Origin of the sequence: Bradyrhizobium sp. (assembly GCF_019242285.1) — a bacterium.
In the GTDB taxonomy this organism is placed as follows: domain Bacteria; phylum Pseudomonadota; class Alphaproteobacteria; order Rhizobiales; family Xanthobacteraceae; genus Bradyrhizobium.
Genome location: NZ_JAFAVV010000549.1, coordinates 1 through 13492, shown reverse-complemented (window position 1 = coordinate 13492; position 13492 = coordinate 1). Strand labels below are relative to the sequence as shown.

General features: G+C 67.0%; 13 protein-coding genes. 5 read left to right on the top strand and 8 right to left on the bottom strand.

Features of this window, described 5'->3' with window-relative positions:
• The coding region (locus JOY90_RS22310; protein ID WP_291693278.1) for a circularly permuted type 2 ATP-grasp protein at positions 1-832 on the bottom strand (832 nt) is incomplete at its 3' end.
• Positions 833-1089: 257 nt separating this feature from the next.
• Between JOY90_RS22310 and JOY90_RS22305 the strand changes: the two genes are divergently transcribed.
• The 3 genes from JOY90_RS22305 (at position 1090) to JOY90_RS22295 (ending at position 3184) form a co-directional block, all read left to right on the top strand.
• The gene (locus JOY90_RS22305) at positions 1090-1830 is read left to right on the top strand and encodes a molybdopterin-binding protein (protein ID WP_291693277.1); all 741 of its coding nucleotides are present in this window, start codon (positions 1090-1092) and stop codon (positions 1828-1830) included.
• A 29-nt stretch (positions 1831-1859) separates the two neighbouring features.
• On the top strand, positions 1860-2390 hold the full coding sequence (gene gpt / locus JOY90_RS22300) for a xanthine phosphoribosyltransferase (RefSeq protein WP_291693276.1): 531 nt from the start codon (positions 1860-1862) through the stop codon (positions 2388-2390).
• Between the two features lie 170 nt (positions 2391-2560).
• Positions 2561-3184 carry a hypothetical protein gene (locus tag JOY90_RS22295; protein WP_291693275.1) on the top strand — a complete coding sequence of 208 codons (624 nt, stop codon included), beginning with the start codon at positions 2561-2563 and terminating at the stop codon, positions 3182-3184.
• A gap of 178 nt (positions 3185-3362) precedes the next feature.
• Here the strand turns inward: JOY90_RS22295 and JOY90_RS22290 are convergent, their stop codons facing one another.
• Both JOY90_RS22290 and JOY90_RS22285 read right to left on the bottom strand, forming a co-directional pair.
• On the bottom strand, positions 3363-3617 hold the full coding sequence (locus tag JOY90_RS22290) for a hypothetical protein (RefSeq protein WP_291693274.1): 255 nt from the start codon (positions 3615-3617) through the stop codon (positions 3363-3365).
• Between the two features lie 17 nt (positions 3618-3634).
• Entirely contained in the window at positions 3635-4657 is a 1023-nt protein-coding gene (locus JOY90_RS22285; protein ID WP_291693273.1) for a methionine synthase, read from the bottom strand.
• A 90-nt stretch (positions 4658-4747) separates the two neighbouring features.
• Here JOY90_RS22285 and JOY90_RS22280 point away from each other — a divergent pair, with 90 nt between their 5' ends.
• Positions 4748-5383, top strand: coding sequence for a 2-hydroxychromene-2-carboxylate isomerase (locus tag JOY90_RS22280; RefSeq protein ID WP_291693272.1), 636 nt, complete (start codon positions 4748-4750; stop codon positions 5381-5383).
• Entirely contained in the window at positions 5383-6357 is a 975-nt protein-coding gene (locus tag JOY90_RS22275; RefSeq protein WP_291693279.1) for an NADPH:quinone oxidoreductase family protein, read from the top strand. The genes JOY90_RS22280 and JOY90_RS22275 overlap by 1 nt, the downstream gene beginning before the upstream one ends.
• 160 nt (positions 6358-6517) lie before the next feature.
• On the opposite strand, the gene JOY90_RS22270 is transcribed toward JOY90_RS22275, so the two are convergent.
• The 5 genes from JOY90_RS22270 to JOY90_RS22250 form a co-directional block, all read right to left on the bottom strand.
• Positions 6518-7408, bottom strand: a complete 891-nt coding sequence (locus JOY90_RS22270; RefSeq protein ID WP_291693271.1) for a crotonase/enoyl-CoA hydratase family protein — start codon at positions 7406-7408, stop codon at positions 6518-6520.
• A gap of 175 nt (positions 7409-7583) precedes the next feature.
• Positions 7584-9005: an amidase gene (locus JOY90_RS22265; protein ID WP_291693270.1), complete on the bottom strand. Its 1422-nt coding sequence runs from the start codon at positions 9003-9005 to the stop codon at positions 7584-7586.
• Positions 8998-10170, bottom strand: a complete 1173-nt coding sequence (locus tag JOY90_RS22260) for a M20 aminoacylase family protein (protein ID WP_291693269.1) — start codon at positions 10168-10170, stop codon at positions 8998-9000. The genes JOY90_RS22265 and JOY90_RS22260 overlap by 8 nt, the downstream gene beginning before the upstream one ends.
• Positions 10171-10174: 4 nt before the next feature.
• Complete coding sequence (locus tag JOY90_RS22255; RefSeq protein ID WP_291693268.1) at positions 10175-11698, bottom strand: M81 family metallopeptidase; 1524 nt, start codon at positions 11696-11698, stop codon at positions 10175-10177.
• Positions 11699-11795: 97 nt separating this feature from the next.
• The gene (locus JOY90_RS22250) at positions 11796-13439 is read right to left on the bottom strand and encodes an ABC transporter ATP-binding protein (protein ID WP_291693267.1); all 1644 of its coding nucleotides are present in this window, start codon (positions 13437-13439) and stop codon (positions 11796-11798) included.
• Between the last annotated feature and the right edge of the window lie 53 nt (positions 13440-13492).

Below are 13492 nucleotides of genomic sequence, written 5' to 3'. Positions count from 1 at the left end.
AGTCGTCGTCGACGCGGCGATAAATCACATCCACCCGCTTGAGGCTCTCGGTGGTGCGCATGAACACCTCGTCGTTCTTGACGATGAGGTCGCGCCCCTCGACGAGCTCGATGCCGAGCTTGTCGGCAAGGAAGGAGTGCTCGTAATAGGCGGAGTTGTAGACGCCGGGCGTCATCAGCGCGACCACTGGCTCCGACGATGCGCTGCCGGGCGCCACCGAGCGCAGCGCCGACAGCAGCTCGTCCGGATAACGCTCGACCGGCGCGACGCGGTGGCGGGCAAACAGGTCAGGAAACAGCCGCATCATGATCTCGCGGTTTTCCAGCATGTAGGACACCCCGGAGGGGGTGCGCGCATTGTCTTCCAGCACGATGAAGTCGTTGGCGTCGGTGCGGACGACGTCGATGCCGGCGATATGAACATAGACGTCGTGGGGCACGTCCTGGCCGTTCATCTCCGGCCGGAACACCGGGTTCTGGAAGATCAGGTCGTCGGGGATGATCTCGGCGCGCAGGATGTCGCGGCCATGATAGATGTCGCGCAGGAACAGGTTCAGCGCACGCACCCGCTGCTTCAGGCCCCGCTCGAGCAGGGCCCATTCCATCGCCGACAGGATGCGGGGAATCACGCCGAACGGGATCAGCCGCTCCTGGGCCTCGGCGTCGCCATAGACGGCGAAGGTGATGCCGATCCGGCGGAACAGGAGCTCGGCCTCCTGCCGGCGATATTCCAGAGCGTCGGGAGGCGTCTCCTTCAACCAGCGGGAGAGCTCCTGATAGGCGGGGCGGAGGTCGCCGCCCGGGCCGTTCATCTCATCGAACGCAATCGCCATCTATCCGTTCGGCCTCCTTCATCGGCACGACAGTGCATGACCTCACGGGATGGTAGCAAGGGCCGGGCCAGCGCGATATGCAATGACCACCATCATTTGGTACGAAGGCTCCGTCTTCGGGTACGAAGCCTTGCCCCGGGTGCCCGAAAAAGCGGCGGGATGTGGCTAAATCGGCAGCAAAACCCCGTGACTTCAAGGACTTGCTCGAGCAAAGTCGGGGATATCGTGAAGAACAGAGCGAAGCGCGAGGCAAGGCCATGAGCGAGATCGTCACCGCGGGGATCCTGGTGATCGGCGACGAGATCCTGTCCGGGCGGACCAAGGACAAGAACATCGGCTTCATCGCCGAGTACCTGACCAATATCGGGATCGACCTGAAGGAGGTGCGGGTCGTCGCCGACGACGAGTCCGACATCATCGCGGCGCTGGACGCGCTGCGCAGCCGCTACACCTACGTCTTTACCACCGGCGGCATCGGCCCGACCCATGACGACATCACCGCCGACAGCGTCGCCAAGGCGTTCGGCGTCGGCATCGACCACCATCCGGAGGTGGTCGCCCGCTTCAGGGAGCGCTTCAAGAATCCCGGCGAGCTCAATGAGGCGCGCCTGCGGATGGCGCGGATCCCCGGCGGCGCCGAGCTGATCCAGAGCGCCACCATCATGGCGCCCGGCTTCAAGATCGGCAACGTCATCGTCATGGCCGGCGTGCCCTCGATCATGCAGGCGATGATGGACATCGTGGCGCCGAAGCTGAGATCCGGGGTCAAGATGCTGTCGGAATCGGTGCGCGCCAATTCCAGGGAGGGCGACATCGGCGGCCCGCTGCGCCAGATCGCCAACGCCCATCCCGACACCATCATCGGCAGCTATCCCTTCCTCGACGAGCACGGCAGGCCGAACACCAACCTGGTGGTGCGCTCCCGCGACCCGGACAAGCTCACGGCCGCCATGAGCGCGGTCAAGGAGATGCTGGCGGGACTCAACCTGGCGCGGTAGGCCGTCCAGAGAATTTCGAGGAGAGCAGCATGACCGGAGAGACGGTGCCGAAGCTGAGCGCTGAGGAAAAGGCCGGCAAGGCCTTTCCGGTGTCGTGGGATCAGTTCCACCGGGATTGCCGCGCCCTGACCTGGCGGCTGAACGAGGTCGGGCCGTTCGCTGCGGTGATCGCGATCACCCGCGGCGGGCTGGTGCCGGCGGCGATCGTGGCGCGCGAGCTCGGCGTGCGCGTGATCGACACCGTCTGCATCGCGAGCTACGACCACACCAAGCAGGGCGACCTCAAGGTGCTGAAGGGCATTTCCGCCGAGACCGCCCGGCTCGGCCGCGGCACCGGCAAGGGGCTCTTGATCGTCGACGACCTCGTCGACACCGGCAAGACCGGGCGGCTGGTGCGCGAGATGCTGCCCGACGCCCATTTCGCCACCGTCTACGCCAAGCCGAAGGGCCGCCCGCTGGTCGATACCTACATCACCGAGGTGTCGCAGGACACCTGGATCTTCTTTCCCTGGGACACCGCGCTGTCGTTCCAGCCGCCGATCCGCGACGGGGCGGCCTGATGTCCACGGTCATTCCGGGGCGACGCGCAACGTCGAACTATGGTGCGCAATTGCGCATCTGAGAATCTCGATAGTCCGGGTCTGGTCCGGAGCCTGTCATCGGGCCGCGCTTTGCGCGGACCCGGTGGGGCCATCCCGGAACGACGACGGTAAGATAGGGGCGCGCACCCATGCCGCTGCAGAACCGCGTCACCCCGACGGGAGAGATCATCTCGACACCGCATCGCGGCACCTTCACCGGCAATCGCGGCATCATCCATGATCCCGCGACCCGGACGCTGCTGCGGAAGCGCTGGTCGACGCCGGCGTGGCTCACCTGCGTGCTGGAATTCCGCGGCCGCCGCCGCAGGGTGATGGGCGGGCGGAGCTGGACCGAATTGTTCTTCCTCGACGAGGCCACCGCGTTCGCGGCCGGCCACCGCCCGTGCTTCTACTGCCGGCGCGAAGACGCGCTGCGCTTCCGCGCCGCCTGGGAGCGCGGCAATGGCGTCGGCGACCTGCATGCGCCCGAGATGGACGCGGTGCTGCACCGGGAGCGGCTGGCCAGCGGCCGGAAGCTGCATCCGTTGCCGATGGCGCTGGAGCAATTACCCGACGGCACGATGGTGCGGGCGGGTGGCGACAGCTTCTTGATTGTGGAGGGCAGGGCTCTCGAATGGTCGCCTGCCGGCTATTCGAAGGCCACGCGCGCGCTCGACGCGCCGATGCTGCTCACGCCGCCTTCGACTGTGCGCGCCTTCGTGGCAGGCTATCGGCCGCTGCTGCACCCAAGCGCCGGTACCGATTTGCGGTGACGCTGCTTTCGCGTTGAGCGAGGCTGGCGCAGCGAGCTCGCTGCGCCCTCTCCCCCGCTTGCGGGGGAGAGCTGGAGAGGGGGCGACGTCGGGCACTCTCTTTGCCGCTGGCCCCCACCCCGACCCTCCCCCGCACGCGGGGGAGGGAGCGCACTGTTCGTGATGAGAGAGCTGCCGATCACGGCAGCGGGTGGCCGTCCTCGTCGACGGTCATCCGGGAGTCGCGGAGCGTCCATTCCTTGATGACCTGCCGGCAGTGGTCGAGCGCCTCGGTGTCCTCCGGCTTGACGGCGGCGCCGACGGTCGGCGACTGCGACATGCGCTCCACCAGCGCCTTGCACTGGTTGAGCAGGTCGCGCTCGCCGGCGCGGGCCGGCAGCGAAATGGTTGCAAGCAGGACGATCGAGGCGATGGCCGGTGTGATAATACGCATGAACGAGTTCCAATATCCTATTCGAGCTTCTGCCGGGCCAATCTCGCGCCGGCACCAAGGGCCAACAATTTGGCTTCTGCGATCTCTCGGCGCATCGGTGCCATGCCGCAGTTGGTGGTCGCGATAACGTTGCTTTTCGGCACGAATTTGGCGACCTGCTCGATGACCGCCACGACATCCTCCGCGGTCTCGATCTCGTCGCTGGCGACGTCGATCACGCCGGCCTGCACGATCTTGCTCTTCAGCAGCGACAACAATTCCAGCGGCACCTTCGAGTTGCGGCACTCGATCGCGACCTGCTGGATCGTGCTGTCGTCGATCGCCGGAAAGATCTGTTCGTACTGCCGCCACTGCTGGCCGAGCGTCCGTTTCCAATCGGTGTTGGCCTTGATGCCGTAGCCGTAGCAGATGTGCACGGCAGTGGCGCAGCTCAGTCCCTCGGCCGCGCGCTCCAGCGCCTTGATGCCCCAGTCGTTGACCTCGTCCATGTAGACGTTGAAGGCGGGCTCGTCGAACTGGATCAGGTCGATGCCGTCGGCCTGTAGCGCCCGGGCTTCCTCGTTGAGCAGCTCGGCGAAGGCGAACGCCATCCTGACGCGGTCGCCATAATGGCGATCGGCGATGGTGTCGATGATGGTCATCGGGCCGGGCAAAGTGAACTTCAACCGGCGCGTGGTATGGGTACGGGCGATGCGCGCCTCCTCGGCATGGACGCGTTCCTTGAGCCTGAGCGGGGCTGTCACCTGCGGCACCATCGCCTTGTAGCGGTCGTTGCGGATGCCCATCTCGACCTCGTGAGCGAAATCGATGCCCTCGATCCGCTCCAGAAAACCATGCACGAAATGCTGGCGCGACTGCTCGCCCTCGGTGACGATGTCGATGCCGGAATCCTCCTGAAGCTTCAGCGCCAGCAGCGTGGCGTCGCGCTTGGCGCGTGTCAGCTCTGCACCGGACGATTTCCAGGGCGCCCACAGGGTGTTCGGCTCGGCGAGCCATTCCGGCTTCGGCAAGGAGCCGGCGATGGTGGTTGGAAACAGCATGGAAGCCTCCCCGGTCGGTTGTGTTGAGCGCCTCTCTGCCATGCCTTATGGTCGAGGTACAGAACAACATAAGTCGCCGCAGGAACGCCCATGATCGAATTCTTCTTCGACTGCTCGAGCCCCTGGACCTATCTCGCCTTCCACAATATCCAGCCGCTGGCGAAGGAGTTCGCCCAGGAGATCGTCTGGCGGCCGATCCTGGTCGGCGGCATCTTCAACACCATCAATCCCAGCGTCTACGCCCAGCGCGAGCATCCGGTCGAGGCCAAGCTCGCCTACCAGAAGAAGGACATGGCGGACTGGGCGCGCTCGGCGGGACTTGCGATCAAGATGCGGCCCACGGTGTTCCCGGTGAACAGCGTCAAGGCGATGCGCGGCTGCATCTTCCTCGGCCAGGACTCATCCGCGCAGATGGTGCCGTTCGCGCGGACGGTGTTCGAGATCTACTGGGGCGAGGACCAGGACATCTCGCAGGATGCGGTGCTGGCCGAGGTCTGCCGGCGCGTCGGCGTCGATGCCCAGACCTTCTTCGCCGGGATCGGCCAGCAGGCGATCAAGGACCAGCTCAAGGCGAACACTGATGAAGTGATGGCGCGCGGCGGCTTCGGCTCGCCGACCATCTTCCTCGACCGGACGGACATGTATTTCGGCAACGACCGCCTGCCGCTGCTGCGCGAGGCGCTGGCGCGGGCCAAGGCTGCTGCCGGATGCCCGAGCGCCGCCTGATGCCGCGACGGATCGTGTGCCGCGAGCTCGGCCCGCCGGAGCGGTTGCGGCTGGAGACGTTCGCATCCGCGCCGCTCGGCGCGGAGCAGGTTCGGGTCGCGATCCGCGCCGCCGGGATCAATTTTCCCGACATCCTGATGGCGGCCGGCGACTATCAGCTCAAGCCGGAGCTGCCGTTCACGCCGGGCGTCGAGGCCGCGGGCGACGTGGCCGAGGTCGGTCACGCGGTGAACGGCGTCGCGGTCGGCGACAAGGTCATCGTCCGCATGCGCCACGGCGCCTACGCCGACGAGGCGGTGGTGGCGCCGTCGCAACTGACGCCGCTGCCGTCGAGCTTCGACTATGCCGAAGGCGCGACCTTCCTGGCGGCCCACGGCACCGCCTATCATGGCCTGATCGACCGCGGCCGGCTCGAAACCGGCGAGGTGCTGCTGGTGCACGGCGCCGGCGGCGGCGTCGGCCTCGCCGCGGTGGAGATGGGCAAGCAGCTCGGTGCCACCGTGATCGCGGCCGCCTCGTCGGAGGACAAGCTCGCGGTGGCGCAGGCGCGGGGCGCCGATCATCTCGTGCTCTATGGCCGCGAGCCGTTCCGCGAGGCGGTGAAGCGCATCACCGACGGACGCGGCGCCGATGTCGTGTTCGATCCGGTCGGCGGGCCGGTGTTCGAGGAGAGCGTCCGCTGCATCGCCTGGGGCGCGCGGCTGCTCGTGATCGGCTTCACCGGCGGCGTCGGCATGGCGCGCACCAACCTGCTCCTGATCAAGGGTGCGAGCGTCCTCGGCGTGCGCGCCGGCGAAGCCGTGCGCCGCGACCCGGGACTGGGCGAGGTGCGACTGCGAACGCTGCTGCAATGGGCCGAGGCCGGCAGGATCAGGCCCAACGTCTCGCACCGAATACCGCTGGAAGACCATGCGCGGGCGATGCGGCTCCTGATCGAGCGCAAGGCGATCGGCCGCGTGGCGCTGATAATGTGATGCGTCACGGCGAGCTGCGTAGCTCGTAGGGTGGACTAAGGCGCGTAAGCGCCGTGCCCACCATCTATCGGCAACGGGATGCGCGATGGTGGGCACGCTTCCGCCTTCGCTCGTTGAGCTACCGCGGACTTGGTCGCTTAGCCCGTCCTACGAGCCCTCTTCATCTGTACTCCCGCTCGTCCCACCATGGGAAATAGTCCGGCATGTCGGTCGACACCTTGTTCCTGAACTGCGCCGGGCGCTTTTCCAGGAACGCCACCACGCCTTCCTTGACGTCGTCGGAGCGGCCGCGGGCATAGATGCCGCGGCTGTCGACCTTGTGCGCCTCCATCGGGTCGTCGGCGCCGAGCATGCGCCACATCATCTGCCGGATCAGCGCCACCGATACCGGCGCGGTCTTGTCGATCATCTCGCGCGCCAGGGCGCGCGCGGTCGGCAGCAGCTGGTCCGGCGGCACCACCTTGCTGACCAGACGGCCGGCGAGCGCCTCGGAGGCCGGAAACACGCGGCCGGTGTAGCACCACTCCAGCGCCTGGGAGATGCCGACAATGCGCGGCAGAAACCAGCTCGAGGCGGCCTCCGGCACGATGCCGCGCTGGGAGAACACGAAGCCGAAGCGGGCCGCTTCGGAGGCGATGCGGATGTCCATCGCAAGCTGCATGGTGACGCCGATGCCGACCGCGGGCCCGTTCACGGCGGCGATCACCGGCTTCAGGCATTTGAAGATGCGCAAGGTCACCTGGCCGCCGCCGTCGCGTGCGTTCGGATCGCTGTAATCGGTCGCGCCACTCGGCAGCCGCTTCACCGGCCCGCGGCGGGCGTCGCGATCAAACGTGTCGGCACCGGAGGAGAGATCGGCGCCGGCGCAGAAGCCGCGGCCCGCGCCGGTGACGATGATGGCGCGGACGCCGTCGTCCGCATCGGCGCGATCGAAGGCGTCGATCATCTCCCGCTGCATGGTGGCGGTGAAGGCGTTGAGCTTGTCGGGGCGATTGAGGGTGAGGGTGAGGATCTGGTCCTCGACCTCGTATGTGATGGTCTCGTAGGACATGGGGTTTCCTTCCGGCTGTTCGTTATCAAATTCGCCGTCACTCCGGGGCTCGCCACCCGGTCCGCGCAAAGTGCGGCCGGATGACGGGCGCCGCGGAGTCCGGAATCCATATCCAACGGCTGGGGTTATGGATTCCGGGCCTGCGCTTCCGGCACATCCCGGAATGACGGAGAGATTATCGCTCCGGCGGGCTCGGCCACGGCCGCTGCGCGCCGCGCAGGCCTTCGAAGGCCTTGGCCAAGGCCAGCACGCCGTGATCGTCGAACCGGCGGCCGATGATCTGCACGCCGATCGGAAAGCCCGCCTCGTCATAGCCGCCATTGATCGACAGCGCCGGATTTTCCGCCATGTTCCACGGCACGGTGTAGGCGATGTGCTCGAACGGCTTGTCGGGATCGTTGATCGGTGAGGCGAGCTCGGCGCCGAACTTGACCACCGGCGAGACCGGCGAGATCACGTAGTCCAGGTCGTTGAACAATTTTGCAGCTGCGGCGCGGATCGCCATCGTCGCATTGAAGCCGCGGATCACGTCGACGCCGGAGAGTTTTGCGCCCTTCTCGGCCCATTGATGGACGTAGGGCAGGGTCTTGCCGCGCTCCTCAGGCGTCAGCCGCACCAGCTCCTCCCACATCCGCGCGCGCCAGAAATCGTCGAGCCCGTCGAGCATCTCGCGAGAGAGGATGCCATCGACCTCGGTGACAACGGCGCCGGCGGATTCGAAAGCCTTGGCGGCCTTGACCGTGACCTCGCGCACCGGCCGCTCCAGCGTCTGGCCGACGCCGAGATCGAGCATCAGCCCGAGCCGCAATTTCCGCGGCGACTTCTCCAGCGTCTTCCAGTGGATGTCGCTGGGCGGCAGGCTCATGCCGTCACGGCGGTCGGGTTTCGAGAGCACGGCCATCATCAGCGCGGCGTCGTCGACCGTGCGCGTCATGGGACCTGCGACGCGGCCGACATAGGGCGGATCGATCGGCACGCGTCCGAGGCTCGGCTTCAAGGCGACCAGGCCGCACCAGCAGGCCGGCAGCCGCACCGAGCCGCCGATGTCGGTGCCCAGATGCAGTGGGCCGTAGCCGGCGGCCGCTGCCGCGCCCGCGCCCGCACTGGAGCCGCCGGGGTTCTTCGAAAGGTCCCAGGGATTGCGGGTGAGGGGATGGAAGCTCGACAGCCCCGACGACAGCATGCCGTAGTCCGGCATGGTGGTCTTGGAGAAGATGATCGCACCGGCCTCGCGCAGCCGCGCCGCGGGCGGTGCGTCGACCGCCGCCGGTACCTGTCTGACACTGGCGGCGCCGAGCGGCACCGGCACGCCCCTGGTGGCGACATTGTCCTTGATCGTGACCGGCACGCCGTCGAGGCAGCCGGAGGCCTCGCCATGCTGCCAGCGGTCCGTCGAGGCTTTCGCCAGCTTTCGCGCGCCGTCGGGATCGAAGGCGTACAGTGCCTTGATGTGGGGTTCCCAGAGCGCGACGTGCGACAGCACGTCCTCGAGCACCTCCGAGGGCGAAAACTGCTTGGCCTTGTAGCCGGCGATCAGGTCGGTGGCGGAGAGGTCGTGCAGCGAGGTAATGACTTCTTCGGATGCTGTCTTATGCATGGGAACCTGCCGGGAGACGGGTTTCGATAATGCGCGCGAACATGCTGGCGCCGATGGGCAGAATCTTGTCGTCCAGCACATAGGCGGGGTTATGCACCGGAACCGAGCCGTCATGGCCGACCCAGAAGTAGGCGCCGGGGGCGACCTGCATCATGTCGGCGAAATCCTCGCTGCCCATCTTCGGCCGGGTGCGGGTGATGACCTTGGCCGGATCGACTACGGTGCGCGCCACGTCTTCGACCACGCGCGACTGCTCGACCTGGTTGACCAGCACACCGAACGTGTCGCGGATGTCGGCGTCGATCTCGACCTGGAAGGCGCTCGCCATGCCGGCGCAGATGGCGCGCATGCGCTCGCGGATCAAGGCCCGCGTCTCGTCGGCGAACGCCCGCACCGTGCCGCACAGATGCGCCTCGGCCGGGATCACGTTGTAGGCCGTGCCGGCGTGGATCTGGGTGATCGACAGCACCGCCGATTGCAGCGGATTGACGTTGCGGCTGACGATGGTCTGGATCGCCTGGCCGAGCGTCATCGCGATCACCACGGCGTCCTTGGAGCGCTCCGGCATCGCGCCATGCGCGCCATTGCCGTGAATCCTGATGTCGAAGAAGTCCGCGCCCGCCATCGCCGGCCCAGTCAGGATGGCGATCTCGCCAAGCTCGAGTTCCGGCGCGTTGTGCAGGCCATAGATCTCGTCGCAGGGGAATTTCTCGAACAGCCCGTCCTTGATCATGGCGCGGGCGCCGCCGAGGCCTTCCTCGGCCGGCTGGAAGATGAAATGCACGGTGCCGTCGAAATTGCGGGTCTCGGCGAGATAGCGCGCGGTGCCGAGCAGCATGGTGGTGTGGCCGTCATGGCCGCAGCCATGGAAGCGGCCGGGAATGGTCGAGCGCCATTTCAGGTTGGTGTTCTCCGCCATCGGCAGCGCATCCATGTCGGCGCGCAGCCCGATCCGCTTGCCGCCCGAAGCCCTGCCCTTGATCACGCCGACCACGCCGGTGCCGCCGAGGCCGCGATGCACTTCGATGCCCCATTGCGCGAGCTTCTCGGCGACGATGCCGGAGGTGCGGACCTCCTCGAAGCCGATCTCGGGATGGGCGTGCAGATCGCGCCGGATGGCGGTGAGTTCGTCGGCATAGCCTTGGATGCGGTCGATGGTCGGCATGGTCCTATCCGGTTGAGCTGACTCGGGCTGCGGGAGTGAAGGCGGGACCATTCGGCCTGGTCCGCAAGCCCGGGCGCAGCCGCGTCCAGGGCAGGGACGCCGGATCGGCCGGCATCGCGCCGGGCGCGGCGCAGATCAGGAGCGTCTCGGCGATCGGCTCGAAATCGGCGCGGAAATGCACCGAGCTCTTGTTGACCAGGATCGCCTGCTCGGTCGGCTCGATGCCGACATAGCGGTACATCGCCTGGTCGGCGAGCTGCGCCTTGTGCGAGGCGACGACCACGCGGACATCGCCGATCCGTAAAGCTGCCGATGGTCCCATGTCCATGTCGCGTCCACCGTAGTAGGGGCCGGAGGCCACGAATTTTCCATTCGACAATCGTTCGACGACGAAAGTCTCCTGGTAGGGCGCGTCGCCGGGAATGCCGGACTTGCCGCCGAGCGCAAGCCGCACGTTGGCGCCGACGCCGGCCTCATGCGCGATCTTCGCTGATGCCGGATCGCAGATCACGCCATGGGCGGCACGGCTCGCCCGATTGCGCACCAGCGCGCGCAGCATGCCCGTCGTATCCGAGTCGCCCCCCGCGCCAGGATTGTCCTGCGTGTCGGCGATGACGACAGGCCTGGTCGCGCCCTTCGCGAGCGCGATCGCATGGACCACACCTTCGTCGGGCGAATAGATCCTGCCGTTGAAATCGTCCTCGTGGCCGGCGACGAGCGCAGCGATCGCGTCTGCGGCCTTGTCGGCATCCTTCTGCGTACGGCCGTAGGCGAACACGCTGGCGCCGCAGCCCTCGAAATCGGCCGCCGGAAAGCCCGGCGCGAACGACAGTGTCGGCACGGCGTCGCCCTCCAGCGCGGCGAGCTCGTCGTAGATGCCTCTGGTTGGCTGGTCGAACGTGCATTGCCAACTGATCGGGATCAGGAACGGCAATTGCCGGAACGCCTTCGCGAGACGCTGCTTCGTGGCAAGGATCAGCCCGAGATGTCTCGCCGCGGCGCGGCCGGTCGCGGCCATGTCGACATGCGGATAGGTGCGATAGGCGATCAGCGCATCGGCATGCGCGACCATCTCCAGCGTGACATTGGCATGCAGGTCCAGGGTGACGACCAGCGGCAGATCGGGCCCGACCAGTTTGCGCACACGCGCCAGGATTTCACCTTCGCCGTCGTCGAGGTGTTCGGTCACCATCGCACCGTGGAGGTCGAGATAGACGGCGTCGAGCGCGCCCGCGGCGGCGATGCCATCGATCATCATCTTCATGATGCGCTCGAAGGCGTCCTCGGTGACGTGTGCGGAAGGGCTCGCTGCGCAGGCGATGGTCGGCACCAGTTCCCAACCATTGGCCTCCGCGGCTTCGACGAAACCGGCAAGACCGACATTGATGCGCCGCATGGTCCTGAGCATATCGGCGCCGGTCGTCATCGCCGGCCAGCCGCCGCCATGGACGAAATCCAGATAGGTCGCCTTGGTCGGCGCGAAGGTATTTGTCTCGTGCAGGAAACCGCCAACGGCGATGCGGGTCATCAGTTCCGTCTCAACCAGTCGTTTGAATGCGGGACGTTAGACCGGGGCTCGCGCGAAGCGCAAGCGATCGAGCAATTCCGTTTTGGAATAGAATGCCTCACATCGTTGCAATCGCAGCCTCGACCGGCCGGAAATTGGCAAAATCCCAGCCGCGGCCGGGCGCAGCGTCGAGCAGGGCGCGGGTATAGGCCTGCTGCGGCCTGCTCAACACCTGCGCGGCCTGACCCTGCTCGACGATGCGGCCGTGCTGCATCACCAGGACGTCGTCGCAAATCTGGGCGGCGACGCGCAGATCGTGGGTGATGAACAGCAGCGCGATGCCGAGCCGGCGCTGGATTTCGTCGAGCAGTTCCAGCACCTGCGCCTGCACCGAGACGTCGAGCGCAGAGACGGCCTCGTCGGCGACCAGCACGTCGGGGTCGAGAGCGAGCGCGCGGGCGATCGCGATGCGCTGGCGCTGGCCGCCGGAGAACTGGTGCGGATAACGTGAAATTGCATCTACCGGCAGGTCCACGAGTTCCAGAAGCTCGCGCGCCTTCTCGATCGCCTCCGTGCGCGGCACGCCGTAATTGATCGGGCCTTCGGCGATGCTCTCGCCCACGGTGACGCGCGGATTGAGCGAGCGATAGGGGTCCTGGAACACGATCTGGATACGCCGGCGATGCGGCCGCAGCAGGGCGCGCGACAACTCCGAGATTTCGCGCCCGACCAGGCGGATGCCGCCGGAGGTCGGATCGATCAGGCGAACGATGCAGCGCGCCACCGTCGACTTGCCCGAGCCGCTTTCGCCGACGATGCCGAGCGTGCGGCCCTTGCGCAGAGTGAGGGTGACGTTGTCGGCCGCCTTGACCTCGCGGGTCTTGCCGAGAAAGGAGCGCTCGCGATAGACCTTGCCGAGCTCGTGGGTCTCCAGCACCACCGGCTCGCGCGTGTCGACGCGTGGCGGCCGCGGCACGAGGCTCGGAACCGAGGCGAGCAGGTTGCGGGTATATTCCATCTGCGGCTGGCGCAGGATGGCATCGAGCGGGCCGGTCTCGACCAGCCGGCCCTGGCGCATCACCGCGACGCGATCGGCGATCTCGGCGACCACGCCCATATCGTGGGTGATGAACAGCACGGCGGTGCCATGGTTCCGCTGCAGGTCGCGGATCAAGGCCAGTATTTGCTTCTGCGTGGTGACGTCGAGCGCGGTGGTCGGCTCGTCCGCGATCAGGAGCTTCGGCTCCAGCACCAGCGCCATCGCGATCATGATGCGCTGGCGCTGGCCGCCGGACAGCCGGTGCGGGTAGGAGGCGAAGATGCGCTCGATCTCGGGCAGCCGCACCTGCTCCATCATGTCGAGGATGCGCTTGCGGCGCGCGCGGGCGTCGAGCGAGGTGTGGGCGCGCAGCACCTCGTCGATCTGCCGGCCGACCGGCACCACCGGGTTGAGCGCGGTCATCGGCTCCTGGAAGATCATCGCCATCCGCGTGGCGCGCAATTGCCGCAAGCGGCGGTCGCTTGCGGTCAACAACTCCTCGCCGACCAGCCTGATGCTGCCGCCGCTCGCGGCGAGCGCGGCCTTCGGCAACAGGCCCATCACGGCGAGCGAGGTGACCGACTTGCCCGAGCCGCTTTCGCCGACCAGGCACAGTGTCTCACGCTCGTGCACCTCGAGCGAGACGCCGTCGATGATGCGCGGGTCGTGCGTGCGATGGCCGAGACCGACGACGAGATTCTGGATGTCGAGGACCGCGGTCATGTCATCGCTCCGTTGGAGCGAAAGGCCGTAGGGTGGGCTAAGGCGCGCGAGCG